Genomic DNA, 23,009 nt, shown 5'->3' with positions numbered 1-23,009 from the left:
CCGACCGCAGCTCAGCCGACCGCAGCTCAGCCGACCGCAGCTCAGCCGACCGCAGCTCAGCCGACCGCAGCTCAGCCCACCGCAGAACACCCCGCCGGCGGCCCCGCGCCCGGTGTTCCGCTACCTGCGTCATCGGGCCCTCTTACCGGCCGCCGTAGCCGTGCTGGCCGCGTTCCTGCTCGCCGTGCTGGCGGCCTCCGCCCCGGACGCGCCCGGGACCAGCACGGACGCGGACGGGCACCCCACCGGTCCCCTCACCTCCCAGGTCTCGGCGGACCCCACCACCCCGTCGGACGAGCCCGTGACCGGCGACCCCGTGGACGCCGTCGTCGACAACCCGGTGGTCCCGACGGTCGCACCACCCCGGCCGGACGGCGAACCCCCGCGCGACCGCCCCTCGGTGACGACCTCGTCGACGACCGGCCCGACCTCCCCGAGCCGGCCCCCGACGACCACCACGACCGTCGAGGTGCCCCCGTCGTCGCAGCCCCCGTCGTCCGGGGTCGGCTGCGAACCGCCGTCCGGCGCCTGCGCCGACCCGGTCGGTTAGACGGCGTTCCGACAGTGCAGCGACAGCTGTATGGTTCCTCCCGTGCTGAAACGTGAGACGCGGGAGGACGCCCTGGCCCGCTTGGGCAAGGCGCTGGCCGACCCGACCCGGTGCCGCATCCTCGTCGGCCTGCTGGACGGGATCAGCTACCCCGCCCAGCTCGCCGACCACCTCGGGCTGACCCGCTCCAACGTGTCCAACCACCTGTCCTGCCTGCGCGGCTGCGGCCTGGTCGTGGCGACCTACCAGGGCCGCCAGGTCCACTACGCCCTGGCGGACGCGCACCTGGTCCGCGCCCTGGGCGAGCTGGTCGAGGTCGTGCTGGCGGTGGACACCGCCGAACCGTGCCTCGACGGGGGCGGGGCCGTCCCGGCGCCGACCGCCGTGGCGGTGACCGGATGAGCGAGGGCCTCGATCCGGGCCTGACCACGGGCACCGGGCCGGCGGCGCGGGAGGACGGGTGCGCGGACGGCTGCTGCGCGTCCCCGGCACCGGCACCGCGCGGCGCGGTCGACCCGCGGCGGCGGGCCGTGCTCACCCGGCGGGTGCGGCTGCTGGTGGCCGCGACGATCACCTACAACGTGGTCGAGGCCGTCGTGGCGATCACCGCCGGGACGATCGCCTCGTCCACCGCGCTCATCGGCTTCGGCCTGGACTCGGTGATCGAGGTGGCCTCCGCCCTGGCGGTGGCCTGGCAGTTCGCCGGCCCGGACCCGCAAGCGCGGGAGCGGACGGCGTTGAAGGTCATCGCCGTGTCGTTCTTCGCGCTGGCCGGCTACGTCGCGGTCGAGTCCGTCCGCACCCTGCTGGGCGCGGGGACCGCCGACCACTCCACCGTCGGCATCGCGTTGGCGGCGGTGTCGCTGCTGGTCATGCCGTTCCTGTCGGCCGCGCAACGCCGCACCGGGCGCGAACTGGGCTCGGCCAGCGCGGTGGCGGACTCCAGGCAGACCCTGCTGTGCACCTACCTGTCCGGCGTGCTGCTGGTCGGGCTGCTGCTCAACTCGCTGTTCGGCTGGTCGTGGGCCGACCCGGTCGTGGCCCTGGTCATCGCGGCCGTGGCGGTCAGGGAGGGGCGCGAAGCCTGGCGCGGGGAGCACTGCTGCTGACCGGGACTGGACGGCCGGCCCGGTCCCGGACCACGCCCGGCCCCCACCCGACTCCCCGGTCCGACTCCCCGGTCCGACTCAAGCCGACGGCGCGCCGACGACGGACTACCGTGAGTACCCGTCGGGCGGTACAGCGCTCGGCATCGGTCCCCCGTGCGGGTGACCGGTGGCTGGCGCGAAAGGGTTCGTCGTGGCTGCGGTGGCTGGTGTGGTCTTCCCCGGCGGGCTCAGGCAGGACGGGTTGCCCGCCGCGCTGTCGGACCCGGCGCGCCTGGCGGCGGTGCGGGCCACGGGCCTGCTCGACACCGGACCGGAAGAGGCGTTCGACGACCTGGCGCAGCTGGCCTCGACGGTCACCGGGTGCGCGCGGGCGGTCATCGCGCTGGTCGACGAGCGGCGTTCGTTCTGGAAGTCCGCAGTCGGGATCGACCCGGCGACCCGCCAGGACCCGGTGGGGGAGGGCTTCTGCGGCGTCCTGGTCGGCCTGGGCGGCGAACCGTTCGTCGTCGACGACGCCGCCACCGACCTGCGCACCCGCGACCACCCCTCGGTGGGCGCGGCGGGGATCGGCGCCTGGGCCGGCTACCCGGTGCTGGGGCCGGGTGGCGAGGTGCTGGGCGGCATGTACGTGATCGACGACGTCCCGCACCGGTGGCGGCCCGGTGAGCTCAAGTCGCTGGCCACGCTGTCCCGCGCGGTGTCCAACGAGCTGAACCTGCGCCGGACGCTGACCACCGCCCGGGAGGCGCTGACCGCCTCGCGGGACCTCGCGCGCAGCCTCCAGGACAGCCTGCTGCCCCCGGCCCTGGTCCCGGTGCCGGGGCTGGACGTGGCCGCGTCCTACCTGCCCGCGCACGGGGACCGGGTCGTCGGGGACTTCTACGACCTGTTCCAGGCCACCGGCCGGTGGTGGTGCACCGTGATGGGCGACGTGTGCGGGCACGGCGCCGAGGCCGCCAAGGTCACCGCCCTGGCCCGCTACACGCTGCGCGCCGAGGCCACCCGCCACCTGTCCCCGGCCACGATCCTGGCCAACCTGAACACCGCGATGCTCGACCAGCGCGGGTCCGACCGGTTCCTCACCGCCGCCTACGCCACCTTCCGCGCCACGGCCGGCGGCGTCGCCGGCCGCCTGTGCACCGCGGGCCACCCGCCCGCGCTGATCCGCCGCGCCGACGGCCGCGTCCACCCCGTGGGGCGCACCGGCACCCTGCTGGGCGTCCTGCGCGAGGTCAAGCTCACCGACGTCCGCTTCCGCCTCAGCCCCGGCGACACCCTGCTGCTCTACACCGACGGCGCCACCGAAGCCCGCCCGCCGGCCACCGACCCCGACGCGGTGCGGCCCCAGTTCGGGGAGGACGCCCTGGCCCGGGTGCTGGCCGAGTGCGGGGGGATGACCGCCGAGCAGGTCGTCACCCACGTCGGCCAGGCCATCGCCCGCCACGACCACGGCCGACCCGACGACGACACCGCCCTGCTCGCCCTGCGCGTCCCGCCGCCCGCCGGGAACCAGTGATCGACAACGCCGCAGCACGTGGAATTTCGCCGTACCCGCATAGTCGGCGGCGTGCCCGGGTACCACTGGGGAGCGGGAGCAGGGCCCGCGACGGGGTGAGTGCTCGGCGCCCTGCCGGTGGTGCGGTGCGTGGTTCGGGGCCACGCTCGGGGGCACCACCGGCAGGGTGCCGATGCCTTGTGCGCCGACCGGGTGCCCCGCGGTGATCACCCCCGATAATCACCCTGCGTCACCCGGACCCGGGCCGTTGCACCGTCAGCGCGACCGACCCCCTGCCGGGGGTGAACTGCCGTTACCGTGGCCTTGGCGGACGCCGTGCGGACGGGTCGCCGGGCCGACCCCCCACCGCCGGCCGGGGAGGACAAGGGGTGCGCGGATGAGCGAGGACAGCGCGTCTGCGGCGGTCTCGGTGGACGCCGGTGCGGTCGGGGGCGTGCCGGTGCTGCGGGTCGGCGGTGAGATCGACATGGGTACCTGCGACGTGGTGCGCCACGCGCTGCTGCCGTGGCTGGACGGCGCCTCCGGCGGGGTGGTGGTGGACCTGTCCGGGGTGACGTTCCTGGCCTCCAGCGGGTTGGAGCTGCTCATCGAGGCCGCGCGCCGGGCCGATCGCGGCGGTGTGCGCCTTGTCCTGGTCGCCGGTCACCGGGCCGTGCTGCGCCCGCTCCAGGCCACCAACCTGGACGCGGTGCTCGCCCCCCACCCGGACCTGGACGGGGCCGTCGCCGCCGCGCGGACCGCGACCGGCGCCACCGAGCCGGCGCCGGACGTGCCCGGACCCGCCTGAACCCCGGACCCGCCTGAACCCCGGGTCCGCCTGAACCCGAACCCGCCTGAGCCTGAACCCGCCTGAACCCGAGGCCCCGCGCACCGGGCCGGGCACCGTTCCTGCCTGTCCTCCGATCGTGAAACCCGCCCGAAGGGGTGAACATCCGCCACGACCCGGCGAACCCGCCGGTTCGGCCTCCGGGCCGGGGGTCGGCCGGTGGCACGCTCCGACGCACAGTGCGGCGGACGGCGCGGGCGGTCCGGCGGGTCGAGGGAGGACGTCATGAGCGGGCACCCCACCGGGCGGCAGCACCCCGATTTCCCCTACGGGCCGGACGACACGACGTGGTCGGAGCTGCTGGCCTCGGCGGGCCTGGGGAACGGGCACGCGCCGGTCATCGCCGGCCCGGCCCGGGACCCGAGGGAGGTCTACCCGAGCGACCCGGAGCTGGAGATCGGGGAGTTCGAGATCCCCGCCGAGGGGCTGACCGACCAGCAGCGGAAGCGGGCCCTCAACCGGTTGGAGACCTACCTGGTCGGCAAGCACGGGACCATGGTGGGGTTCCAGGGCAACCAGGACATGGCCCGCTGCCAGCAGGACCTGGGCCGGTTCCTGGAGTTCCACCTCAACAACGTCGGCGACCCGTTCCAGCAGGGCAACTACAAGGTCAACACCAAGATCGTGGAGCGCGCGGTCCTCGACCACTACGCGTCGCTCTGGCGGGCGGCGTGGCCCTACGACGCCGAGAACCCCGACAGCTACTGGGGTTACGTGCTGACCATGGGCTCCACCGAGGGCAACCTCTACGCGCTCGCCTCCGCCCGCGACTACCTGTCGGGCAAGAAGCTGATCACCGAACCCGGCGGCGACGACGGGCAGCCGGTGGCGCAGATGATGTACGTGCAGGCCGCGCCGCCGACGCCGGCCGCCGGCGGTGCCCCCCGCCCGGAGGCCCCGGACAACGCCTACCGGCCCGTGGCGTTCTACTCCGAGGACACCCACTACTCGGTGATCAGGGCGGTCCGGACGCTGGCGATCGACACCTTCGCGGCGATCGGCAGGCGGGAGTACCCCGGGCAGTGCCCCATCGCCGACGAGTGGCCGATGGAGGTGCCGTCCAGGGGCGGGGCGGAGGGCAGCGGCGAGATCGACGTGGAGGCGCTGGAGGGTCTCGTCCGGTTCTTCGCCGAGCGCGGGCACCCGATCCTGCTGCTGCTCAACTTCGGCACCACCTTCAAGGGCGCCTACGACAACGTGGAGAAGGTCGCCGCCCGGCTCGTCCCGATCTTCGCGGAGCACGGCCTGCTGGAGCGCGAGATCGAGTTCGAGCCCGGCCGGGTCGACCGCCGCCGGGGCTTCTGGGTGCACGTCGACGGCGCGCTGGGCGCGGGGTTCATGCCGTTCCTGCGGATCGCGGCGGCCGAGGAGCGCGGCAGCGAGCTGGCCGTCCAGCTGCGCCGGGAGATCAAGGGCAAGATCCCCGAGTTCGACTTCGGCCTGGAGGTCCACGGCGTCGACGTGGTCAGCTCCCTGGTGATGAGCGGGCACAAGTGGCCCGGCGCGCCCTGGCCGTGCGGGGTGTTCATGACCAAGAACAAGTTCCGGGTCGAGCCGCCCTCCACGCCGGCCTACACCGGTTCCCCCGACACCACGTTCGCCGGGTCGCGCAACGGCCTGTCGCCCCTGGTGCTGTGGAACCACCTGGCGTCCAGGTCCATCCGCGAGCACGCGGCCCTGGCCGTGCGGGCGCTGAGGGTGACCCGGTACCTGGAGAGCTCGCTGCGCGAGCTGGAGGACCGCCTCGACCGGGAGGACCGGCTCCCCGAGGGCGGCCTGCACGTCGACCGCAGCCCGATGGCGCTGACCGTGCGCTTCCTCCGGCCCAACGACCACCTGGTGGAGAAGTGGTCCCTGTCCTGCCAGCCGATGCTGGTGAAGTCCGGCGAGCTGCGCCACTACGCGCACGTGTTCGCCATGCCGTCGGTCACGGAGGAGAAGGTGGACGCGTTCGTCGAGGACCTCTTCGCCGAGGGCGCCTTCGACCGGCCCGAGCCACGGCCCGGACCGCGGCCAGGGGCCGGACGGCCGGCCGGCGCGGCGACGTTCGCCACCGACGTGCGGCCCCTGGCCCTGGTGCCCGTCCTCGGTCGCGGGTTCCAGTGAGTCGCGGGTTCCGGTGACCGGGGGCGCCGCCCGCGCGGGCGGCGCCGTTCGGGCATCGGGATGAGTTCCGGGCACGGGGACTGGAACAGTCGGTACGGTGGTGCAACTCACGGCCCACCGCGTCGAGGGAGACCCGATCGATGACGGAGACCGACGACGGCACGACCGCGCCCACCCCCGAGGAGATCGGGGCCAACTACGACCGGTTCACCGACCTGTACGGGCTCATCACCGGTGACATCGGCCTGCACGTCGGCATGTGGTCCGAGCCCGGTGAGCGCGCACCGGCCTCCGGCCTGGGCGACCTGGCCAACCTGGCCCAGGAGCGGCAGACCGAGCACCACATCAAGACCCTCGGGCTCAAGGCCGGCGAACACCTGCTGGACATCGGCTGCGGCACCGGGGTGCCCGCGGTGCGGGTGGCCCAGCGCACCGGGGGCCGCGTCACCGGCATCAACGTCAGCCGCGAGCACCTGGCCCGCGCCGAGGCGGCGGCCAGGGCGGAGGGCGTGTCCGACCGCGTCTCGTTCCGCTACGGCAACGCCATGGACCTCGACTTCCCGGACGGCTCGTTCGACGCCGCCCTGTCGATCGAGGTGTTCCCGCACCTGTCCGACCGGCCGCGGGCGTTCCGCGAGGCCGCCCGGGTGCTGCGGCCCGGCGGTCACTTCCTGATGAGCGACTTCACCGTGCGCGGGACGCCCTCCCCGGAGGGGTTGGCCGCCTACCGGCAGGTGTGGCGCTGCATGCCCCCGACCACGCCCGCGGAGACCATCGGCTGGGCGGCCGACGCCGGGTTCGAGCTGGCCGGGGTCGAGGACATGACGCAGAACAGCGCGTTCACCGGCGACCTGATGGGCCTGCTCTACGCCGACCGGCACGACGAGGTCGTGGAGCGCTTCGGGCCCGAGCAGGTGGCCGGGTTCGACGCCCTGGTGCCGCTGATGCGCACCTTCTTCCACGACCACCTCGGGTCCTACCTCTTCCTCTTCCGCAAACCCGCCGCGGCGTGAGGACCGGCGCCCCGCGCCCGGTCAGCCGGCGAGGTCCAGGGTGAGCACGACCAGCGGCGCGCCGAGGGGATCGGTGAAGGCGCCGCGCTCCACCCACCCCCTGGCCCGGTAGAGCCGCCGGGCCGGGGCGTCGGCGTGGGTGCACAGCCAGGCGCGCGGGAACCCGCCGACGAGGCGCCCCAGCAGTTGCCCGCCCAGGCCCCGCCCCCGGTGCCCCGGGGCCACCATCAGCTCCACCACCTCGATCGCGGGCGGGCGGAGGCGGTGCCGTTCGGCGGGGTGGAGGGCGTTGTGGACGCCGGTGTGGAACGGCGTGTCCGGCAGTTCGGGCGCGGCGGGCCAGCCGTACACGACGGCGGTGGGTTCCCCGTGGTGCCAGGCGACGAAGCCGCGCACGCCGGGTTCGGCGACGTGCCGGGCGAGGCGGTCGGCGAACCCGGCGAAGCGGGCCTCGTCCTCGTTCCACGGCGGTTCGGCGAAGCAGGCGCGGTAGATGCGTTCGAGGGGCTGGACGAGGGCGAGCAGACCCGGTGCGCCGACTTCGGTGAGCACGTGTTCCCCCGTCCTGCCGCGGTGCGGGAAACCACAGGTCATCCTACGGCCCCCGGCGCGTGGTGGGGCGGAGATCGTGCGGAGCGGAGGCGGCGCGCCTTGACGGCGGGCGAGGCCGGTTGAATACTGCCGGGAAAGCGCTTTCCGAACGGAAGGGGACCGGGTGGACGCCCTCGCCGCCACCGTGACCGCGCCCGCTGCCGGGAGAGGTCGGTGCGTGACCGCGCCCGCTACCGGGGAGGTCGGCCCGTGACCGCGCTCGCCCTGCGCCACGACATCGGTTCCGCGCTGACCGTCCGCGCCGGGGACGTCGAGCTGGCGCGCTACGACTACGCGCCCGACACGAGCCAGGTGGAATCGCCCAAGCCGTTCCTGCACCCGGTCCGCACCCGGGCCGGTCGGCTGGTGAGCCTGTTCCGCCCGCACGACCACGTGTGGCACAAGGGCATCGCCTGGTCGCTGCCCAACGTCGGCGAGGACAACTTCTGGGGCGGTCCGACCTACGTCCGCGGGCGGTCCTACGTGCAGCTGGACAACAACGGCACGCAGCGGCACCGCCGGGTGGTCGACGTCGGCGCCTCGGGCGGGACCGCCTGGTTCACCCACGACCTGGACTGGGTCGCCCGGTCCGGGCGGACCGTGCTCACCGAGCGCCGGACCGTCGGCGCCGCCCTGCTGTCGGCGCGGGCGTGGGCGCTGACCTTCGACACCACCATGACCAACACCTCGGGCGGGGACCTCGCCTTCGGCTCACCGACCACGAAGGGCCGGGAGAACGCCGGGTACGGGGGCCTGTTCTGGCGCGGCCCGCGCTCGTTCACGGGCGGGGGCGTCGTGGCGGCCGAGGGCGTGGGCCGCGCCGAGGACCTGCGCGGCCGGCGCGCCGAGTGGATGGCCTTCACCGGCCGGCACGACGGCGACGGCGCGGACTCCCTGGTCCTCCTGGTCGACCACGTCGACAACCCGGACCACCCGCCGCGCTGGTTCGTCCGCTCCGCGGAGTTCGCCTGCCTCAACCCGGCGCCGTTCTTCAGCGAGGAGCTGGTCCTCGCGGACGGCGACGCGGTGCGGTTCCGGTACGGCGCGGGGGTGGCCGACGGCGACGCCGACGACGCCGGCGACCTGGCCGACGCGGTGCGGGAGCTGCTGGGGCAGGACCCGCACGGTCCGGGCGGGGCGGCGTGAGCACCTTCCCGGGCGGCGCCTCGCTGTCGTTCCTGGACGTCTACGACGACCCCGCCCCCGACGGCGTGGTGGGCGGCAGCCCGCACCTGCACCTCGTCTCGACCGAGTGCTACGTGGTGGTGGGCGGGGAGGGCGAGCTGCACACCGTGACCACGGAGGGCTGCCGCGAGGTCCCGCTGCGCCCCGGTTCGGTCGTCTGGTTCACCCCCGGCACCCTCCACCGGGCCGTCAACCACCGCGACCTGCGCGTGGTGGTCCTGATGGGCAACGCCGGGCTGCCCGAGGCCGGGGACGCGGTGCTGACCTTCCCGCCCGGGGTCGTCGCCGACGCGGACCGCTACCGGGCCGCGGCGACCCTGCCGACCGGGGTGCCGGAGGCCGAGCGCGCCGCGGCCGCCCGCCGGCGCCGCGACCTGGCGGTGGAGGGCTTCCTCCCCATCCGGGACGCGGTCCGGGCCGGTGACCAGGGGCCGCTGCGCGAGTTCTACGCCGCCGCCGCGGCGCTGGTCCGCGACCGGGCCGGGGACTGGGAGGAGATCGTGCGGGAGGGTCCGCTCGGCCAGGTCGACGCCGCCCTGGCCGCGCTGGGCGACCTGGCCGGGGGAGCGGCGCCGCACCTCGACCGCGCCACCGTCCTGCGGGCCCCCGAACCCCCGCCGGAACCGGTGTTCGGCATGTGCGGTCGCCTGCGCCCCCACGACGTGCGCGCCGCCCTGCCGCTCACCGACTTCGCCTGAACCCCCGTCGCGGGCCCACCGCCCCGTGACGACAACCCCGTGAGGAGCGCCTTCCGTGACCCGAACCAGCGCCGTCGTCGGCACGGGCGCGATCGCCCACGCCCATGCCCAGGCGGTCGTCGACCTGGCCGACCGGGCCCGGCTCGTCGGCGCCGTCGACGTCGACCCCGGGCGGGCGGCGTCCTTCGGCGCGAAGTGGGACGTGCCCGTCTACCCGGACCTGGCCGAACTGCTCGCCGGCGCCCGGCCCGACCTGGTGCACCTGTGCACGCCGCCGGGGTCGCACCTGGCGCTGGCGCTGGAGTGCCTGGCGGCCGGCGCGGTGCCGGTGGTGGAGAAGCCGCCGGTGCTGTCGCTGGCGGAGTTCGACCGGTTGCGCGCCGCCGAGGCCGAGGCGGGACTGCCGGTGGTGACGGTGTTCCAGCACCGGTTCGGCTCCGGGGCGGTCCGGCTGCGGCGGCTGGTCGCCGAGGGCGCGCTGGGCCGGCCGCTGCTGGCGTCGGCGACCACGCTGTGGTTCCGCGACGACGACTACTTCGCGGTGCCGTGGCGGGGCAGGTGGGAGCTGGAGGGCGGCGGGCCGACGATGGGGCACGGCATCCACCAGTTCGACCTGATGCTGTCGGTCCTGGGCCGGTGGACCGAGGTCACCGCGATCGCCGCCCGCCAGGCCAGGCCCACCGACACCGAGGACGTGTCCGCGGCGCTCGTGCGGTTCGGGTCGGGCGCGCTGGCCACCGTGGTCAACTCCCTGGTGTCACCCCGGCAGACCAGCCTGCTGCGCTTCGACTTCGAGCGGGCCACGGTGGACCTGGAGCACCTCTACGGCTACTCCGACGCGAACTGGACGGTGACCGCCGCCCCCGGTGTCGACGACCTCGCCCCGCTGTGGGCCGGCGGGCCGGTCGACACCCCGAGCGGGCACACCGCCCAGCTCGCCGCCGTGCTGGACGCGCTGGACACCGGCGCGACGCCCCCGGTCACCTCCGCCGACGCCCGCCTGACGATGGAGTTCGTGGCCGCCACCTACGCCTCGGCGTTCACCGGCCGGACGGTGGCGCAGGGCGAGATCACCGAGGGCCACCCGTTTTACGACCGCATGGTGGGCAGCGGCGCGCCCTGGCCGGCCACGCCCCGCGACGAGGGGTGATCCCAGGCGCTCACCGGAGCGACGCGTCCAACCGGCGCACCAGTTCCCCGACCCGCCCACCGCCGGCGGGGGCGGCCGGGTAGCGCCCCAGGACGTCCACCACGACGGGGTCCGCGAGGGCCCGCGACCGCGCGAGCTGCCCGTCCCCGGTGGCGGGGTCGTCCCCGGCGGCCAGCTCCAGCGCCCGCGCGGCGTGGGCGGCCGAGCCGAGGACGTGCTTGACCTGGGTGGCTTTCGCCAGGGGGTGGAGGAACGCCGCGCCCGCCGCGTGACCGGCCGCGCGGGCGGCCTCGCTCGCCGCGGCCCGTCCCGCGTCCCGGGTCTCCTGGGCCGCCCGGTGCGCGGCCCACGCGTGGTCGCGCAGCGCCTTGGTGCGCTCGCCCCCGTCCGCGAACGCCTGGGCGGCCTCGATCGCGGCCCGGGGGCGTCGGTCGTCGGGGTGCTCGCGCTCGAAGACCGCCAGGGCGGTCCGCGCGCACGCCACGGCGTAGGCGGTGACCGCCCGCAGCTCGTCCCGGCCGAGTTCGATCGTCGCGGGGGCGATCGTGGTGGGGTCGGGCGTGGTGGGGGTGGGCGTCGCAGGGTTGGCTGTGGTGGGGTCGGGCGTGGCGGGGGTGGGTGTCGCGAGGTTGGCCGCGGTGGGCTCGATCGTCGTGGGCTCGGGCGTCATGGGGTCGTCGGCCACGGCGCCATCCTCCCGCACCGGGCCCCGGTGCGGGAAAACCCTCAGCCGACCTCGGTGGCCTCGTCGTCGTTGGTGGCCCGCACCAGGTCGTCGCGGGCGCGGGCGACGCGCGAGCGGATGGTGCCGATCGGGCACCCGGCGATCTCGGCCGCCTCGGCGTAGGGCAGGCCCAGCACCTGGGTGAGCACCAGGGCCTCGCGGCGGTCCGGGTCCAGCCCGTCGAGCAGCAGGTTCAGCTCGACGACGTCCTCGAAGCCGGAGTGGGCGGCCTTGCGGTCGGCCTCCCGCACCCAGTCCACGCCGGGGGACAGGCGCGGCCGCGCCCGCGCGCTGCGGATCTGGTCGACCACCACGCGGCGGGCGATGACCAGCAGCCACGTGCGCGCGGAGGACCGCCCGGCGAAGCGGCGCAGGCTGGTCAGGGCACGGGCGTAGGTCTCCTGGGCGAGGTCGTCGGCCACCCCGACGTCGGCCAGGTGGGCGATGAACCGCCACACGTCGCGCTGGGTGGCGCGGACGAACCGCTCCAGGGCCTCGCGGTCGCCGGAGCGGGCCCGGAGCGCCCAGCGCGTCACCTCGTCGTCGGGTTCTGTCACGATTCCGGATCGTAACCACACGGCGCCCGGGAACTCTTGAGCCGAACGGAGCGACCAGTGGGACGTGGACTGCGAAACCTGCCGTGAAGCGCTCTCGGCCCGCCTGGACGGCGAGGCCGAACCCGGGCCGGCCGTCGAGGTGGACGCGCACCTCGGGCAGTGCGCGGCCTGCACGCGCTGGCGGACCCGGGCCCAGGCGCTGACCAGGACCGTCCGCGTCCGACCCGCGCGGCCCTCACCGGACCTGGTCGACGCGGTGCTGGCCGCCGCCCCGCCGGGGCACCCGGCGCTCGTGCCCCGGCTCGCGCTGGCGGCGGTCGCGCTGGTCCAGCTGTGGCTGGCGCTGTCGCAGCTGCTCGCCGGGGCGTCCGGGCACGCGGACCACGGCGGGTCGAACCACGGCATGTCGGACCACCTGTTCAACGAGGGCGCGGCGTGGAACCTGGCGCTGGGCATCGGCCTGGTGGTCGCCGCCGTGCGCTCCCGGCGCGCCGCCGGCCTGCTGCCCACCCTCGGCGGGTTCGTGGCCGTGCTGCTGGTCTTCTCGGTGAGCGACCTGGTCAACGGCGCCGCGACCGCCACCCGCGTCGTCTCGCACCTGCCCCTGGTGGCCGGGTTGGCGCTGCTCTGCCTGGTGGCCCGCGCCCACCGCGACCCGACCCCGGGCACCCCGGCCACCCACGACGAAACCGCCCGCGCCGACGAGCCGCACCACGGACCGGGCCGCGGCGACGGCCCGCCGCAGCGCCGGCGCCGGGGTGGGCCCCGGCACCTGCGGCCCACCGCCCACCGGCGGGCCGCCTGACCCCGCGGTCACGGCGCCGCGGCGTGCTGCCGCGCCCGCACCAGCGGGGTGATGCCGCCCGCCGCCGCCAGGGCCCGGTGCAGGGCCAGTTCGGCGGTGGGTCCCTCGGCCAGCACGATGCCGGTGCACGACCGCTGGTCGGTCAGGTGCTCGACCACGTCGCCGGGGTTCGCGGTCGGGTACCACTCGGGGCCGCCGGGCAGGTCGGGCAGGCGCTCCAGCCCGGACCAGCCCGCCAGCACCCCGGCCTCGCGCGGGTAGAGCAGCACGAACCCGGTCGCGGGCCCGGTCGGCGCGGGCCCGGTCAGCAGGTCCGGTTCCTCGTCGAGGGCGACCTGCACCAGGGACGCGTAGGCGTTGACGCCCAGCGCCCGGCACAGCGCCTCGCCGACGAGGGCGCCGCCGATGCGGGCGTTGACCTCGACCACCTCGGGCCCGTCGGCGGTCAGCACGAACTCGGTGTGCGCGAACCCCCGCTCGTGGCCCGCGACCGCGAGGACGCGGGCGATCCACCGCGCCAGCCCGTCCAGGTCGGCCCCCGGGAAGGCGACCGGGAACGCGGCGGCCTCCTCGCGCCGCACGGGCTCGGGGGACAGCTGCCTGCTGAGCACGCCCAGCAGCCTGGTGCGGCCCCGCCAGGTGATGGTCTCGGCGCTGTAGAGCGGGCCGACGAAGTACGGTTCGGCGATCAGTCGGCCCTTGAGCGGGGTGTCGGCGGCCTCGCGCAGGGCGGCGTCGCGCTCGGCGGGGGTGCGGCACAGCCACACGGCGCGGGACGACGTGCCCGCGGAGTCCTTGACCACCAGCGGGAACACGTCGGCGGTCGCGGGGTCCAGCGGGCCGCCGCGGCTCAGGCCGTGTTCGTGCAGCCGGGCGCGGACCGCGCCCTTGTCCCGCAGGGTGCGCACCGCTTCGGGGGAGGGACCCGGCAGGCCGAGGCGGTGGGCCAGCTCCGCGCCGGGCAGCGCCCAGGTGTCGGTGGAGCTGATCAGCCCGGCCAGGTCGGGCAGGTCGCGCAGCACGCGCTCGCACGTGGCGATGTCGGTGGTGTCGACGTCCACGACCCGCAGCCGCCGGCCGTGCCGGGACAGCTCGTGGCGGTAGATCGACCGGTCCCCGGTGAGCAGCACCAGGTCGTGCCCGGCGTCGGCCGCGGCGTCGGCGGTGCGGCCGAGGCCGAAGGTGAGGGCTTCCAGCAGCACGACGGTCACGGCACGGGGTCCTTCCTGAGGTCCCGGGACGGTTCCCGGGGGTGTTCCGGTGAGTGTTCCCGGGTGGTGTCCCGGGGGCGTTCCTGGGCGGGCACGACCGGTCCGTACGACCGGCGGGCCCAGTCGATCGCGGCCCACGGCGGGGTCAGCCGGTCGAGCGAGGCGATCTCCACGGGGGCCAGCAGCGCCGGGTCGAGGGCCTCGCGGTGGCGGGCGAAGACGCGGCGGGTGTAGCGGTGGCCGGTGTCGGCGCCGATGACCACGTGCGTGCGCCCGGGTTCGCGGGCGGCCTCCCACCTCGCCACCAGGTGGGCCGCGCCGGTGGACAGGCCGGCGAACACGGCGTGCTCGCGCATCAGGCCGATGGTGGCGGCCATGGCGTGCTGGAAGTCCAGCCAGTGGACGCGGTCGTAGAGCTCGTGGTGGACGTTGTCGAAGGGGATGGCGCTGCCGATGCCGGCGATGATGGCGTCGGGGTCGGTGAACCGCTCGCTGCCGAAGGTGACGCTGCCGAAGGGCTGCACGCCCACCAGCCGCGTCAGGGGGTCGTGCTCGCGCAGCGCCCGGGTGAGCCCGCCGGTGGAGGCCCCGGTGCCGACGCTGCCCACGACGGTCAGCGGCTCGCCGGGCAGGGCGCGGCGCAGCAGGTCGGCCAGTTCGGCATAGCCCAGGTGGTGGACGGGGTCGTGGTACTGGCGCATCCAGTGCAGGTCGGGGTGGCGCGCGAGGAGTTCCCGGACGCGGGCGACCCGCCGGTTCTGGTCCAGGCGCAGGTCGTCGGAGGGCGGCATCTGGTCGACGGTGACGCCGAGGATCTCCAGCTGGGCGCGCAGGGTGTCGTCGACCGTGGTGGAGGCGACGACGTGGCAGCGCAGGCCGTGGCGGTGGCAGGCCATGGCCAGGGCGAGGGCGTAGATGCCGCTGGAGCTGTCCACCAGCGTCTGCCCGGGGCGGACCACACCGGTGTCCAGGAGGTGCCGGACCGCGCCGAGCGCGGCGTAGACCTTCAGGGTCTCGAAGCGGATCAGCACTGTGTTCGGCGTGAGCCGGATGAGCGAGGGCGCCTTGACCGCGTCCGTGACGTGGTCGTGGACCGGCGGCGCCACGGCGTTGTGGCCGCGCACGGTCGTCACCTCCCGGTGGGACGCGGGTGGGTGGCGTGCGGCGCGTCGCCGGCGGCCGGCGGGGTGGCGCGCGTCAGGGTCATCGGTGGGTCTCCTCGGGTGTCGACGCGGGGTGCGGGCACGTCGCGGAGCGGCGGCGGGTGCCGGCCGTGGCCGCACCGTTCCAGTCCCACAGGTCGGCGGCGGACCGCCGCCGGTTCCCGCCCACCGCGGATCCGCGCCGATTTCCCGCTGTCGACGCGGCTTCTCAGGCCCGCCACACGGTGCCGCGCCGCTCGTACTCCAGCACCGTCTCCACCCGCTGGGCCGTCCGCGCCCCGAGGAACCGCTCCACCAGCCACAGCGCCACGTCCAGCCCGGAGGTGATGCCGCCGCCGGTGACCAGGTCCCCGTCGTCGACCACGCGGGCGTTCACCACGGTCGCGCCCTGCGCCGCCAGGTCCGCCTTCGCGCCCGAGTGGGTGGTGGCGTTGCGGCCCCTGGTGAGCCCCGCGGCCGACAGCGCCATGACCCCGGTGCAGATGCCGGCGTGCAGCACGTCCGCGGCGGCCAGCCGGCGCAGGAACCCGGGGTCGCCGATCAGCCGGTTGACCCCCGGACCGGTCTTGTCGTTGTACCCGCCGCCGGGCACCACCAGCACGTCCGCCTCGCGCGGCGACCAGCCCCGGGCCACCTCGACCCGCGTGCCGTGGACGCAGGTGACCGCCCCCGGCCCGCCGGTGGTGACCTGGGTCGTGGTCAGGGCCCCGCCGCTCATCCGCCCGGCCAGCCCGAGCACCTCCACCGGGGCCGCGAAGTCCTGCTCCTCGACCCCGTCGAACATCAACACCTGCACGCGCAGCGGGTTCGCCGCCGACGCGGCCGGCGCCCCGGCCGCGAGCCCCCCGAGCCCGCCGGCCGTGCCGACCGACAACGCCGAAGCACGCAGGAAAGCACGACGTTCCACGATGACCTCCGGATTTTCCCGTTTCCCCAGAGGTCGGCCGGCGGGGCGGCGGAGTTCCGGGACCCGGTCAGGTGGCCCGGTGCGCGGTCGGTGGCACCCCTTCGGCCACGCACGCCCGAGCGGCTGTCGTCGACACGCGGAGCAGGCCGGGGAGGTCGGCCCTGGGGTGGGCCGTGCGCCACACCCGCGACGGCGGCACCGTGGTGGTGGTGTCGGTGTGCGGGATGCACACGCCCACGGCGGCCAGGACGTCTTCCACAGCGCCCGGCTGCGCACCCTGCGCGACGCCCTGGCCCGGTTGACCGCGTACGGCGGCGTGCACGTGGAACAGGCGGTGCTCGACGGGGAACCGGGGCCCGCCCTGGTGAAGCCGGCGGAGACGGCCGACGGCCTGGTGCTCGGGCGCCACGGGTACCGGCGGGGCGGGGTCACGGTCATGGGCTCGGTGATCACGCACTGCCTGACGCACGCGACCTGCCCGGTCGTGGTGGTCCCGACCGGGGCGCGGTCGGCCGGCTGACCCCTGTTCGGGCGGTGGCCGTGCGGCGAACGGGGCAGCGGGGCGCGGGGCGCCTCGAAACAACCGTTGATTTTTCCGAAACTTTCCGTACGCTCGGGACGGTTCCGGGGGTCGCGCGGCTCGTCCGGGCGCGGCCCCCGGCCTTCACCGTCCACAGAGGACGGATTCGGCGCCGCCGCCGTGCCGGACCGCACCGACAGCAGGGAAGGAACGACCATGGCCGGAAAACCCCGGTTGTCCGCCGCCGTCGCCGCGCTCACGGCGGCGGCGGCGCTCGTCGCGGCGCCCGCGATCAACGCGGCGCAGGCCCCCTCCGGCACCGCACCCGCGGCGGCGGTGCGGGTGATGCCGCTGGGCGACTCGATCACCGACGGCTTCAACGTGCCCGGCGGCTACCGCGTCGACCTGTGGCAGAAGTTCACCGCCGGCGGTTACGCCGTCGACTTCGTCGGCTCGGCCGCGAACGGGCCGAGCGGCCTGGGCGACCGCGACCACGAGGGCCACTCCGGGTGGACCATCGCCCAGATCGACACCAACATCACCAACTGGCTGCGCACCTACACCCCGCGCACGATCCTGCTGCACATCGGCACCAACGACATGTACGGCGGCGACCCCGGCGGCGCGCCCCGGCGCCTGTCCGCGCTGGTCGACAAGATCACCGCCCAGGCCCCCGACGCGCACCTGTTCGTGGCCACGATCGTCCCGCTGTCCTCCGGCGACCAGACCGTGCGCACGTTCAACGCCACCATCCCCGGCCTCGTGCAGCGCAACGCCGACGCGGGCAAGAAGGTGCACCTGGTCGACATGTACCGGGCGCTGACCACCGCCGATCTGGCCGACGGCGTGCATCCCAACGCCGGCGGCTACAGCAAGATGGCCACCACCTGGTACAACGCCCTGCGGGCGGTCCCGGGCAGCATCACCGACGGCCCCACCACGACGTCGACCACCACCACGACGTTGACCACCACGACGTCGACCACGACCACCACCACGCCGCCTCCCGGCGCGTGCACGGCCACCCACCGCACGGTCAACTCCTGGCAGGGCGGGTTCCAGGCCGAGGTCACGGTGAGGGCCGGCGCGTCCCCGATCACCGGCTGGGTGGTCACCTGGCCCCTGGCCTCCGGGCAGGCCGTCAACCAGGTCTGGGGCGGCGTGTCGACCGGCAGCGGGGCCGCGGCGTCGGTCCGCAACGCCGACTGGAACGGCCGCCTGGGCGCGAGCGCCTCGACCGCGTTCGGCTACATCGCCAACGGCAGCCCGTCGTCCACACCGGCCCTCACCTGCGCGAGCCGCTGACCCCGAGCGGGGGACCGGCACCGGGACGAGACCGGTGCCGGTCCCCCGCGACGGAATAACAGCGGACACGACTCCCGGCGGTGTCGTAGGGTTCGCCCGCGGTGGTCACCACCGCGACGGCGTGTAGCTCAGCGGTAGAGCACCAGGCTCTGGTCCTGGAGGGCGCGGGCTCGGACCCCGCCACGCCGGCGCCATGGACGAGAACACCCGGGACGGCTACGCCGTCGAGCAGCTGGCCCGCGCTTTCGTGACGGCGTTGACCCACGAGGACCCGGCCACCCGCCGACGCGCCGACGAACGCGTGCGCCGCTGGCGCGCCGTGCTGCGCGGGATCGCCGGCGGCACGCTGACCGTGGGCTCCCGCGAGCCGGTCGCCGGGTTCCCGGCGTGGGTCACGCCCGTCGTGGTGCACGGCGGCTTCGCGACCGGGGAACCCGCCGCCGGCGGCCCGCTGCGGGAGCACGAGCTCGCGACCTGCGCGCGGTTCGGCCTGCCCGCGCGGCGGCGCGCGCTGGCGGCCCACCACCTCGCCGGGGACGGCCTCGCGGAGCTGCTGCGGATGGTCGACACCGGCGGGTACCGGGTGGACCTGCCGGAGCAGGCGGCGCTGCCCGTGCTCGCCTGGCTCCTGCGCGCCGGGGACGAGGACGCCGCCCGCGAGCTGTTCGCCGAGCTCGCGCCGTTCGCCGACCGGCTCCGGTTCACCCCCGTCCCGGCACCGCCGGCCGGCGGCCCGGACGTGGTGTGGCGCGGCACCGCCGGTCAGGCCGCCGCCGCGCTCGCCGCGCGCGGGCCGAACCGGCGGGTCGAGGCGATGCGCGAGGCGCTGGCCGTGTGGAACCCCTTCGCCGACGAGCTGCTGGGGTGGTGGCTGGACGGCGACCTCGGCGAGTCCGCCGACCCGTCCTGGCACGAGCGCGGCGCGGCGCTGCTGGCGCTCTACCGGGAGCTGGCCGCCACCCACACCCGGTGCGCCAAGCACCGCAGGCCCAAGGAGAACCTGGCCGTCCTGCGCCACGCGCTGGAGGAGGTCGTGGCGGGCCGCGAGCTGACGCCGCGGACCCGGGGCCTGCTGCGGCACGCCGCGGGGTCGATGGTGCGCCGCCGCGGCGAGCCGGGTTCGGCCCGGCACGGCGCGCTGCGGGCGCGGCAGGCGGCCCAGCTCGACCTGCCGACGCACCACGCGACCGCGCGGGTGGTGGTCCGCCGCCTGGCCGCCCTGCCGCCCGACCGCGGGGTGCCGGACGTGGCGGAGCTGTGCGCGCCGGTGGACGGCGCCCCGGTGCCGCCCGCGATCCGCCGCGTCGTCACCCGCGCGCTGGCCGGCACGGTGGAGGAGCTGGTCGACGCGGGCGCCGTGCCCTCGGCGGAGGTGCTCGCCCGGCTGGTGCCGCGGATCGCGGCCACCACGACCGCCGCCGCCTACCCCGACGAGGCGCTGCGCACCCTGGTGGCGGCGACCTACCTCGCCTTCCGCAACCGGCGCTCGCTGCTGCTGACCGACCTCCGGCACCAGGTCCGGGTGGACGAGCTGCCGTGGGTGCGGGCGCTCGCCCGGCACCGGGCCCCCGGCGAGGGCGCCCGCCACGACGCGCTCGCCGCGCTGCGCAGGCTGGGCGAACTCGCCCTCGACGCGTTCCCCGGCACGATCCTGCCCAACACGCTGGTGCGCGAACTCGCCGTGCTCGGCCGGGAGGCCGGCGTCGACCTGCCGTGGGTCGAGCAGTTGGCCGCGGACATCTTCGAGGGACGCTTCTCCGCCAAGTTCGCCCGCGCCGCGGAGCAGGCGGGGGAGCACCTGCACGGCGGCCTCTACGCGCGCTACCACGCGATGGGCCGGGGCAGGGTCGACGACTTCGCCGCGCTGTGCCGGGAGAGGTCCGGGGTACGGGAGCGGTCCGGGGCACGGGGGTGGTCGGTGGCCGGGAACCACGCGGTCATCGAGCAGGCCCAGGTCCTCACCACGCACAACCTCGTCACGCTCGTCGGCCACGTCGGGGTGCGCGCCGACTGGCCCGACCTCGCCCGGCGCGCGTTCGGCACCGCCACGGCGCTCGCCGCGCGGGTGCCCACGAGCCCGCGCCCGGGTGCGACGGCGAAGCTCGCCCGCGACGCCTGGCGGCAGGCCGTGTTCTTCCTGTCCGAGGCCGGCTCGGACACGCCGCCGGACTGGCTGCGCGAGCACCGGGGCCCGCTCGTCGAGCAGGTCGGCGAGCTGGTGCGGTGCTGGGAGTCGCGAGCCACCCCTCCGCGCGCGTCCCTTCCGCGCGCCACCCCTCCGCAATCCCGCTGAATTCCCGCACCCGGAATGCGCCGCCGTTCGGGCTGTCGACAATTGCGAACCCCGGTCCGCCCGGAACGGGGTGGATCAATCCGCGGCTGATGGAGCGGTGCTGTTCGGGTGAACCGACCGTCGTTCCGCACCCGCACCGGTATCCGCTCGGGCAAGGTCGTCTGATCGGCGGAGTGCGTGCGGCGGCCCGGCGTCGTTCAATGTGTGCCCGGGGGCGTTGATGTTCGAGGGGGGGCTCGTGGACGAGCCTGTTTTCCGACCGCTGCGGAGGTTCGGCTGGTGGTGGTTCGTCCCACCGGCGCTGGTGGCGCTGGTCGGCGTCCTGGCGCTGGTGGCGTCGGGCACGTGGGCGGGCCCGTTCCGCAACGTCACCGAGGTGCGGGCGATGCTCGCGTCCAAGCGCGAGTTCTTCCAGGACCCCGAGGTCAAGCGCATCCTGCTGGCCCACGGGCTGCGGGTGCACGTGACGCCGGTCGGGTCCTTCGACCTGGCGGAGAAGGAGGACCTGGACTCCTACGACTTCGTGTTCCCCTCCGGTCAGACGGCGAACGAGCGGGTCAAGGAGCGGCGCGCGGGCAAGCACACCGTTCCCTACCGGCCGTTCTTCAGCCCGGTCGTGCTCTCCACCTACCGCGACTACGCGGAGGCGCTGGTGCGGGCGGGGGCCGCGGTGCCCCAGCAGGACGGGGGCGAGCTGTACTACGACCTCTCGGTCGAGACCCTGATGGGGTTGATCGACGACAAGAAGCTGTGGACGGACTTCGGCGTCGACACCCAGAACCGGATCATCGTGCAGACACCGGACCCGTGCCGCACCTACTCGGGCGCCGTGTACGTCGGGTTCGTGGCGTTCGCGGCCCAGCGCGACACCCCGAAGAGCGAGACCGACGCGATCGCCCTGGCCCAGCGGATCAAGCCCTACTTCACCGTCGAGGGCCAGCACCTGGAGGACATGGCGCCGAAGTACTTCTCGCCCGAGGGCCGCACGTTCGCGCCCATCGCGGTCATCTACGAGCACCAGTTCATCGCCTACCAGGCCGCCTCCGCCCAGCCCGACCGGGACCGGGTGCTGCTCTACCCGAGGACCGCGCACCAGAGCGTGCCCGAGCTGATCTCGTTCGGCGCCCTGGGCGACCGGATCGGCGAACTGCTGATGCACGACGCGGATCTGCGCAAGCGGGCGGTTGAGCTGGGGTTCCGCCTGCTCGGCGCGGGTGGCAAGCCGGAGGAGGACTTCGACGCCTTCGTCTCCGGCCGGGGGCTGCCCGTCCCCCGGTTGAGCGACACCCGGGCCTACCTGCCGGCCGTGCCGCTGTTCGAGCTGATGCGCAAGGAGGTCGGCAATTGCGCGTGAGGGCCGCGTTCACGGCCGCGCTCCTGCTGGTGACCGCCTGCGCGGCGTGCACGCCCGAGCCGGCCCGCCTGAGCGTGCTGGCCACCTCCGAGCTCGCCGACCTCGGCCCGGTGCTGGCGGAGCTGCGACGGGACACCGGGGTGGAGTTGGTGGTGGAGCACCGGGGCACGGTCGAGGCGGCCGCCGAGCTCGACGGCTTCGACCTGGCCTGGTTGTCCACCAACCGGTTCCTGCGGCTGGGCGGGGGCGAGGAGCCGCTGTCGACGAGCGTCATGCTGTCCCCGGTGGTGCTCGGCGTGAAGCCGGACGTGCCGCTGGGGGAGCGGCCGACGTGGGCGGACATCGCGGACCGCGCGGCGCTGGGCGAGCTGAGGTTCGGCATGGCCGACCCCCGGCTGTCGGGCGAGGGGCTCGCCGCGCTGATCGGGGTCGCGACCGCCGCCGCCGGCACCGGCACCGCGCTGCGCCCGGAGGACGTCGGGTGCGACCGCGTCCAGGGGTTCCTCGCGGGCCGGGCGTTCGACTCCCGCGACCTCGTCGACGAGTTCGTGAACCGCCAGTCCGATGTGGACGCCATCGTGGCGCACGAGTCGGAGGTGCTGTCGCTCAACGCGTCGGGCAGGCTCGCGCAACCCTTGCGGGTCGTGTACCCGCACGACGGGATCGTGCTCTCCGACTACCCCCTCACGCTGCTGCGGCCCGAGAAGCGCGCCGTCTACGACCGGGTGGTGGAGTGGCTGCGCTCGCCGGCCGCCCAGGAGCTGATCATGCAGCGGACGTGGCGGCGGCCGGTCGACCCGTCCGTGCAGCGGGTCGAGCTGCTGCGGGAGCCCCTGGGGAACGCGCTGTACTTCCCGGACAGCCAGGAGGTGATCGACCGGCTGCTGGCGTTCTACGACCGGGCGGGTACCGGCCGCCAGGTCGTCTTCGTGCTCGACTACTCGACCTCCATGGCGGGGGAGAGGGCCGCGCGGCTGCGGGAGGCGTTCGCCGCCCTGAACGGGTTCGAGCGCTTCCACCTCGGTGAGACGGTCACGGTGGTGCGGTTCGCCGGCGAGGTGCTGGAGGAGTTCTCGGTGACGATCTCCACGAGGGAGGACCTGGACGGCCTGCTGGCCGTCGTGGGGTCCGGGGACTTCCGGGACCACACGGCGATCTGGTCCGCCCTCGACCACGCCTACGGGCTCGTGCGGGGGGAGGCGTCGATCGTGCTGATGACCGACGGGGAGAACAACGCGGGCATGGCGGTGGACGAGTTCCTGCGCGTCGGCCGGGCCGGGGTGCCCACGTACCCGATCCGCTTCGGCGAGGCGGACCTCGCGGAGCTGGACCGGGTGGCGCGGGCCAGCGGTGGCCGCGTCGTGGACGCGACGACGAAGTCGTTGCTGGAGGCGGTGAGGGAGATCCGTGGGTGCCGGTAGCGGAG

The 23,009-nt window shown here is 75.3% G+C and carries 22 protein-coding genes and 1 tRNA gene; 17 read left to right on the top strand and 6 right to left on the bottom strand.

Annotation, left to right across the window (positions count from 1 at the left end; translation table 11 throughout):
• From Q5530_RS36355 to Q5530_RS36325, 7 genes are all read left to right on the top strand, one after another.
• Window positions 1-550: hypothetical protein (locus Q5530_RS36355; protein WP_415367440.1), on the top strand; the 550-nt coding region annotated here is incomplete at its 5' end.
• A 42-nt stretch (window positions 551-592) separates the two neighbouring features.
• Entirely contained in the window at window positions 593-952 is a 360-nt protein-coding gene (cmtR, locus tag Q5530_RS36350) for a Cd(II)/Pb(II)-sensing metalloregulatory transcriptional regulator CmtR (protein WP_415367439.1), read from the top strand.
• Window positions 949-1,659: a cation transporter gene (locus Q5530_RS36345; protein ID WP_415367438.1), complete on the top strand. Its 711-nt coding sequence runs from the start codon at window positions 949-951 to the stop codon at window positions 1,657-1,659. The genes cmtR and Q5530_RS36345 overlap by 4 nt, the downstream gene beginning before the upstream one ends.
• Window positions 1,660-1,849: 190 nt before the next feature.
• Entirely contained in the window at window positions 1,850-3,175 is a 1,326-nt protein-coding gene (locus tag Q5530_RS36340; protein ID WP_415367437.1) for a PP2C family protein-serine/threonine phosphatase, read from the top strand.
• Window positions 3,176-3,551: 376 nt separating this feature from the next.
• A complete protein-coding gene (locus Q5530_RS36335; protein ID WP_415367436.1) occupies window positions 3,552-3,962 on the top strand; it encodes an STAS domain-containing protein in 411 nt (136 codons plus the stop codon).
• Window positions 3,963-4,226: 264 nt separating this feature from the next.
• A complete protein-coding gene (locus tag Q5530_RS36330) occupies window positions 4,227-6,107 on the top strand; it encodes a hypothetical protein (RefSeq protein WP_415367435.1) in 1,881 nt (626 codons plus the stop codon).
• A 140-nt stretch (window positions 6,108-6,247) separates the two neighbouring features.
• Window positions 6,248-7,120, top strand: a complete 873-nt coding sequence (locus Q5530_RS36325) for an SAM-dependent methyltransferase (protein WP_415367433.1) — start codon at window positions 6,248-6,250, stop codon at window positions 7,118-7,120.
• A 21-nt stretch (window positions 7,121-7,141) separates the two neighbouring features.
• On the opposite strand, the gene Q5530_RS36320 is transcribed toward Q5530_RS36325, so the two are convergent.
• Window positions 7,142-7,672 (bottom strand): GNAT family N-acetyltransferase, encoded by a 531-nt coding sequence (locus Q5530_RS36320; protein ID WP_415367432.1) that lies wholly within the window; start codon window positions 7,670-7,672, stop codon window positions 7,142-7,144.
• Between the two features lie 249 nt (window positions 7,673-7,921).
• On the opposite strand from Q5530_RS36320, the gene Q5530_RS36315 reads away from it, so the two are divergent.
• The 3 genes from Q5530_RS36315 to Q5530_RS36305 are packed head-to-tail and all read left to right on the top strand — an operon-like array spanning window position 7,922 to window position 10,744.
• On the top strand, window positions 7,922-8,857 hold the full coding sequence (locus tag Q5530_RS36315; protein WP_415367430.1) for a PmoA family protein: 936 nt from the start codon (window positions 7,922-7,924) through the stop codon (window positions 8,855-8,857).
• Window positions 8,854-9,594 (top strand): cupin domain-containing protein, encoded by a 741-nt coding sequence (locus Q5530_RS36310; protein WP_415367429.1) that lies wholly within the window; start codon window positions 8,854-8,856, stop codon window positions 9,592-9,594. Before Q5530_RS36315 ends, Q5530_RS36310 begins: the two co-directional genes overlap by 4 nt.
• A 55-nt stretch (window positions 9,595-9,649) precedes the next feature.
• Complete coding sequence (locus tag Q5530_RS36305; RefSeq protein ID WP_415367427.1) at window positions 9,650-10,744, top strand: Gfo/Idh/MocA family protein; 1,095 nt, start codon at window positions 9,650-9,652, stop codon at window positions 10,742-10,744.
• Window positions 10,745-10,754: 10 nt separating this feature from the next.
• Here Q5530_RS36305 and Q5530_RS36300 read toward each other — a convergent pair whose 3' ends face one another.
• Both Q5530_RS36300 and Q5530_RS36295 read right to left on the bottom strand, forming a co-directional pair.
• Window positions 10,755-11,288: a putative immunity protein gene (locus Q5530_RS36300; RefSeq protein WP_415367441.1), complete on the bottom strand. Its 534-nt coding sequence runs from the start codon at window positions 11,286-11,288 to the stop codon at window positions 10,755-10,757.
• 182 nt (window positions 11,289-11,470) lie between these two features.
• Window positions 11,471-12,025 (bottom strand): sigma-70 family RNA polymerase sigma factor, encoded by a 555-nt coding sequence (locus tag Q5530_RS36295; RefSeq protein ID WP_415367426.1) that lies wholly within the window; start codon window positions 12,023-12,025, stop codon window positions 11,471-11,473.
• 64 nt (window positions 12,026-12,089) lie between these two features.
• Between Q5530_RS36295 and Q5530_RS36290 the strand changes: the two genes are divergently transcribed.
• The gene (locus Q5530_RS36290; RefSeq protein ID WP_415367425.1) at window positions 12,090-12,830 is read left to right on the top strand and encodes a zf-HC2 domain-containing protein; all 741 of its coding nucleotides are present in this window, start codon (window positions 12,090-12,092) and stop codon (window positions 12,828-12,830) included.
• 8 nt (window positions 12,831-12,838) lie between these two features.
• Here the strand turns inward: Q5530_RS36290 and Q5530_RS36285 are convergent, their stop codons facing one another.
• The 3 genes from Q5530_RS36285 to Q5530_RS36275 all read right to left on the bottom strand — a co-directional run bounded on the left by Q5530_RS36285 (window position 12,839) and on the right by Q5530_RS36275 (window position 16,111).
• A complete protein-coding gene (locus Q5530_RS36285; protein ID WP_415367424.1) occupies window positions 12,839-14,041 on the bottom strand; it encodes an argininosuccinate lyase in 1,203 nt (400 codons plus the stop codon).
• Complete coding sequence (locus Q5530_RS36280) at window positions 14,038-15,165, bottom strand: cysteine synthase family protein (RefSeq protein WP_415367423.1); 1,128 nt, start codon at window positions 15,163-15,165, stop codon at window positions 14,038-14,040. Before Q5530_RS36280 ends, Q5530_RS36285 begins: the two co-directional genes overlap by 4 nt.
• Before the next feature lie 247 nt (window positions 15,166-15,412).
• Complete coding sequence (locus Q5530_RS36275; RefSeq protein ID WP_415367422.1) at window positions 15,413-16,111, bottom strand: DJ-1/PfpI family protein; 699 nt, start codon at window positions 16,109-16,111, stop codon at window positions 15,413-15,415.
• 217 nt (window positions 16,112-16,328) lie between these two features.
• Here Q5530_RS36275 and Q5530_RS36270 point away from each other — a divergent pair, with 217 nt between their 5' ends.
• The 6 genes from Q5530_RS36270 (at window position 16,329) to Q5530_RS36245 (ending at window position 23,004) form a co-directional block, all read left to right on the top strand.
• A complete protein-coding gene (locus tag Q5530_RS36270) occupies window positions 16,329-16,631 on the top strand; it encodes a universal stress protein (RefSeq protein ID WP_415367421.1) in 303 nt (100 codons plus the stop codon).
• A gap of 216 nt (window positions 16,632-16,847) precedes the next feature.
• Window positions 16,848-17,936 (top strand): GDSL-type esterase/lipase family protein, encoded by a 1,089-nt coding sequence (locus tag Q5530_RS36265; protein WP_415367420.1) that lies wholly within the window; start codon window positions 16,848-16,850, stop codon window positions 17,934-17,936.
• Window positions 17,937-18,053: 117 nt separating this feature from the next.
• Window positions 18,054-18,125: transfer RNA gene (locus Q5530_RS36260), tRNA-Gln, on the top strand.
• 4 nt (window positions 18,126-18,129) lie between these two features.
• Window positions 18,130-20,229, top strand: coding sequence for a hypothetical protein (locus Q5530_RS36255; RefSeq protein WP_415367419.1), 2,100 nt, complete (start codon window positions 18,130-18,132; stop codon window positions 20,227-20,229).
• A gap of 238 nt (window positions 20,230-20,467) precedes the next feature.
• Window positions 20,468-21,583, top strand: a complete 1,116-nt coding sequence (locus tag Q5530_RS36250; protein ID WP_415367418.1) for a hypothetical protein — start codon at window positions 20,468-20,470, stop codon at window positions 21,581-21,583.
• Window positions 21,580-23,004: a substrate-binding and vWA domain-containing protein gene (locus Q5530_RS36245; protein WP_415367417.1), complete on the top strand. Its 1,425-nt coding sequence runs from the start codon at window positions 21,580-21,582 to the stop codon at window positions 23,002-23,004. The genes Q5530_RS36250 and Q5530_RS36245 overlap by 4 nt, the downstream gene beginning before the upstream one ends.
• Window positions 23,005-23,009 lie beyond the last annotated feature (5 nt).

It is taken from the genome of Saccharothrix sp. BKS2, from assembly GCF_047689505.1.
GTDB lineage: Bacteria > Actinomycetota > Actinomycetes > Mycobacteriales > Pseudonocardiaceae > Actinosynnema > Actinosynnema lopnurensis.
The sequence above is the reverse complement of the archived record's forward strand: the minus strand, read 5'-3'. Positions and strand labels throughout refer to the sequence as shown.

Coding starts and splice junctions, on each gene's coding strand:
- Q5530_RS36255 (WP_415367419.1), top strand. CDS start 18,130: ATGGACGAGAACACCCGGGACGGCTACGCCGTCGAGCAGCTGGCCCGC.
- Q5530_RS36330 (WP_415367435.1), top strand. CDS start 4,227: ATGAGCGGGCACCCCACCGGGCGGCAGCACCCCGATTTCCCCTACGGG.
- Q5530_RS36345 (WP_415367438.1), top strand. CDS start 949: ATGAGCGAGGGCCTCGATCCGGGCCTGACCACGGGCACCGGGCCGGCG.
- Q5530_RS36325 (WP_415367433.1), top strand. CDS start 6,248: ATGACGGAGACCGACGACGGCACGACCGCGCCCACCCCCGAGGAGATC.
- Q5530_RS36265 (WP_415367420.1), top strand. CDS start 16,848: ATGGCCGGAAAACCCCGGTTGTCCGCCGCCGTCGCCGCGCTCACGGCG.
- Q5530_RS36335 (WP_415367436.1), top strand. CDS start 3,552: ATGAGCGAGGACAGCGCGTCTGCGGCGGTCTCGGTGGACGCCGGTGCG.